Annotated in this window: 3 protein-coding genes and 3 pseudogenes; 5 read left to right on the top strand and 1 reads right to left on the bottom strand. The window is 64.1% G+C overall.

Annotated elements, in window-relative coordinates; all coding sequences use genetic code 11:
• Positions 1-114: 114 nt before the first annotated feature.
• From ON20_RS20695 to ON20_RS20685, 5 genes and pseudogenes are all read left to right on the top strand, one after another.
• Positions 115-611 (top strand): annotated as a pseudogene (locus tag ON20_RS20695) (transposase); the annotation flags it as partial.
• A 20-nt stretch (positions 612-631) separates the two neighbouring features.
• Positions 632-1,306 (top strand): ISL3 family transposase, encoded by a 675-nt coding sequence (locus tag ON20_RS38020; protein WP_245547357.1) that lies wholly within the window; start codon positions 632-634, stop codon positions 1,304-1,306.
• A gap of 435 nt (positions 1,307-1,741) precedes the next feature.
• Positions 1,742-2,305 (top strand): transposase, encoded by a 564-nt coding sequence (locus ON20_RS39105; protein WP_306306870.1) that lies wholly within the window; start codon positions 1,742-1,744, stop codon positions 2,303-2,305.
• Positions 2,251-2,418: pseudogene (locus tag ON20_RS34665) on the top strand (transposase); the annotation flags it as partial. The gene ON20_RS39105 and the pseudogene ON20_RS34665, both read left to right, overlap by 55 nt.
• An 85-nt stretch (positions 2,419-2,503) precedes the next feature.
• Positions 2,504-2,776, top strand: a pseudogene (locus tag ON20_RS20685) (transposase); the annotation flags it as partial.
• Positions 2,777-2,834: 58 nt separating this feature from the next.
• Here the strand turns inward: ON20_RS20685 and ON20_RS20680 are convergent.
• The gene (locus ON20_RS20680) at positions 2,835-3,737 is read right to left on the bottom strand and encodes an IS5 family transposase (RefSeq protein ID WP_040837849.1); all 903 of its coding nucleotides are present in this window, start codon (positions 3,735-3,737) and stop codon (positions 2,835-2,837) included.
• Between the last annotated feature and the right edge of the window lie 166 nt (positions 3,738-3,903).

Below are 3,903 nucleotides of genomic sequence, written 5' to 3'. Positions count from 1 at the left end.
AATACAACGGTGTAACTCCCGACCAAGGAGTGGCACTTGATATCTGATGTGACGACGGCCGGTGTGGTCGATACTGCTGCGGTGGCGAAGCGTAAGGATGCGAAGGCGCCAGCGGTGGATGCCGAACTTGTGGGCCGGCTGGTGGCCCAGGCCCGAAGTAGCGGTTTGCAGCTGACCAGAGAAGGTGGGCGCTGCAGCAGTTGACCAAAATGGTCGTCGAATCCGCCCTCGATGGTGAGATCACTGACCATCTCGGATACGACCATGGCGACCCGGCTGGTCGTGGAACAGGCAATTCTCGCAACGGGACCCGTTCGAAGACGGTGGTCACCGATGTCGGGCCGGTCGAGATCGACGTCCCCCGTGACCGGGACGCCAGCTTCGAGCCGCAGATCGTGCGCAAACGACAGCGCCGACTCGACGGTGTGGAGAACATGGTGTTGTCGCTGTCGACCAAGGGGCTCACGCATGGGGAGATCTCCGCGCACCTGCGTGAGGTCTATGGCGCCGAGGTGTCCAAGCAGACGATCTCCACGATCACCGACAAAGTGATCGACGGCATGAACGAGTGGCAGAACCGGCCGCTCGACAGTGTGTATCCGGTGATCTTCTCGGCACGCCCGCCTTGGTAATGGTCTCTGCGTGCTCGGATGATGTTCGGAAGTTGTTGCCGCACTTGGCGGATTTGGTGATAGAAGCAGTCGATAGGGTGGGTGATCGGGTGGTGATCCGGGCTGTGGTCACTGCACCGACTGTCCGGTGTCCAGGATGTGAGTCGGTCTCGGCGCGTGTGCATTCCCGCTATCAGCGAACGTTGGCCGACGCTGCAATCGCCGGCCGAGTGGTGACTGTTCAACTGGTAGTTCGGCGATTCTTCTGCCCGAATAGCGATTGCCCGGTGAAGACTTTCGCTGAACAGGTGGCCGGTCTGACGGTGAAGTGGTCCCGGCGTACGAGCCAGTTGACGTCGATGCTCGCTGCGATCGCATTGGCGATGGCCGGCCGCGCCGGTGCCCGGTTGGCGGGCCGATTGGGGATGCCGGCCAGCCGGGACACGTTGATCCGGCTGGTCCGCCGGTTACCGGACCCGCCGAACAGCCCGGTCGCGATCTTGGGTGTCGACGATTTCGCTTTTCGCCGCGGCCACCGTTACGGGACAGTTTTGGTCGATCTGGACACACGCAGACCGATCGACCTGATCGACGGCCGAGATGGTGACGCCCTGGCCGCATGGCTGCGTGCCAGGCCCCTGCCGCAGATCATCTGCCGAGACCGGGCCGGCGGCTATGCCGAAGGCGCCCGGTAGGGCGCTCCGGCCGCGCTGCAGGTCGCCGACCGCTTCCATCTGTGGCAGAACCTCGGCCAAGCCGTGGAGAAAGACCTTTCAGCGATTCGCCGAGACCTTGCCGCGGCCCTGACCTCGGAAGCTGTCACCGAGCCTTCCGGTCGAGCGCCTGTGGTCGTCGACCATCGTGAACTGAAGGTGGTCCGTCGCTTCCGGCATCAGCATGCCGCCGTTCACCGGCTGCTGCAGCAGGGACTGAGCAAGTCCACGATCGGTCGTGAACTGGGCCTGCACCCGGCGACCGTGCGCAAGTTCGCCAACGCTGAAACCGTCGATCCGCTGATCGCCAAGAACCAACAGCGCGCGTCCATCCTGGACGGCTACCACGAACACCTGCATCGACGCTGGAACGACGGCGTCCGCAACGGCGCCCAACTCACCCGCGAGATTGCCGAGATGGGATATCCCGGCACCGAACAGCAGGTTCAACGCTATCTGCGTCGATTCCGCACCAGAACCGGCCACATGCCAGTCCCCGCCCCGCGACCGCCTTCGGTCCGCGACATGCCCCGATGGATCATGACCGATCCCGCCAACCTCACCACCGACGACTCCACGCGCCTGCGCCGGCTCGGCAAACGCAGCAAAGACCTGCGCCGGTTGGCCAACCATGTCGAGGACTTCGCGGTCATGACGACCCGGCTCGAGGGACAGTGCCTCGAAGAATGGATCAGTATCGTCGAGAAAGACACACTGACCGCGATCGCCTCATTCGCCCGCAACCTCCGCCGCGACATCGATGCCGTCCGCAACGGCCTGACCCTGCCCTACAGTTCCGGCCCGGTCGAAGGCCACATCAAACGCATCAAAATTGATCAAACGCCAAATGTTCGGCCGGGCCAACCTGGACCTCCTCCGCAAACGCATCCTGCTACAGAACTGATCACGAAGACTGCGCCAGAGCCAAGATCCGCGACGGTCAGGTCGCCAACCGACCCGTCTATGTCGCGTTGGCAGTGACCGTGGACGGCACCCGCGACATCCTCGGTTTGTGGGCCGGAGACGGCGGCGAGGGTGCCACGTTCTGGCTGCAGATACTCACCGAGCTGCGTAATCGTGGTGCCGGAGATGTCTGCATGTGACCTGACCCCGTGAGGTCGGTCCATCGGCTGTGTGGGGTCTTGCGGCCCACGTTGTGGGCGGGAAGGCTCGATGGCGATGACCACGAGGAAGAGACACACCCCTGAGCAGGTCGTGCGCAAGTTGACCGAGGCCGATCGGCTGCTTGGCGAGGGCAAGGACGTCGCGGATGTGTTCCGGGCGTTGCAGATCACCGAAGCCACCTACTACCGGTGGCGTAACCAGTTCGGCGGACTGAAGGCCGACGACGCCAAGCGGTTGAAAGACCTCGAACGCGAGAACACCACGCTCGAGCGGCTTTTGGCCGAAGCGGAGTTGGAGAAGGCGGCATTGAAGGAGATCGCCAAGGGAAACTTCTAGGCAGTGTCTCGAAGTCGAGTAATAGTTGAGGGCGGGCGTGGGCCCGCCCTCAACTATTACCGAGCCATTGATTGATGGCGGCGATGTGGAGCGTGGCCAGGTAGCGGACGGCGAGTTTGTCGAACCTGGTCGCCACGGCCCGATGTTGTTTGAGCCGGTTGATACCGCGCTCGATGGTGTTGCGGTCCCGGTAGATCACCTCGTCGAACGCCGGAGGCCGCCCGCTATCGGAGCCACGCCGGCGGCGGTGCCCGGCTTGATCGGCCGGGACCGCGATCGTCGCCCGGATGCCACGCCGGCGCAGGTATTCACGATTGGCCCGGGAGGAATAGGCCTTATGGGCCAGGACCCGGTCAGGGCGGCTGCGCGGCCGCCCGCCCCCGAGGCGTGGCACCCAGATCGCTTCGAGCACCGCCGGCATCTGCGGGCTGTCACCGGCTTGACCACCGGTGAGCAGCATCGACAGCGGTTTGAGCCCGTTTTCGCAGGCCAGATGCAGTTTGGTCCCCCACCTGCCCCGTGACCGACCCAGGGCGTGATCAGGTGGTTCGGTGCCGAAAGGCCCCGGTGGTTCGGCTTGCGTGCCCGGGTCGCGGCGGGCGCCGGCAGCGTGCTGGTGAGCGCGCATGATCGTCGAGTCCACACTCACCTGCCAGTCGATATCGCCGGCTGCCTCGGCGAAGGCCTGCAGCATTTTCAGGATGAAGCACCATGTTCCGGCGCGTTGCCAACGCCGGAACAGGCTATAAATCGCCTGCCAGGACCCGTACTGCGGCGGCACGTCGCGCCAGGGCGAGCCGACCCGGGTTCGCCACCGGATCCCGTTGATGAGCTGTCGTTTGGTCCACATCGAGGGACGGCCGGTCTTCTTGGGTCGGGGCAGCAATGGCACCAGCCGCGCCCATTGGGCGTCGGTCAAATCCGCGCGCCCCGTCACCGCTACGCTGGTCATGAGGTCTCCGGTAATTCAGGTTCTTCTTCGTCGCTGAACCATTTACCGGAGACCTCGCTTGCATCGGGCCATCGACACACCAACGCAGGCAATGGTTCTCAACACACGAGTTGGGGATCGCCGCATGGCGGCGATCCCCAACTACCTACCACTTTGAAACACTGCC

Source organism: Nocardia brevicatena NBRC 12119 (assembly GCF_000308495.1).
Classification (GTDB): domain Bacteria; phylum Actinomycetota; class Actinomycetes; order Mycobacteriales; family Mycobacteriaceae; genus Nocardia; species Nocardia brevicatena.
This window is presented reverse-complemented; position numbering and strand designations above follow the sequence as displayed.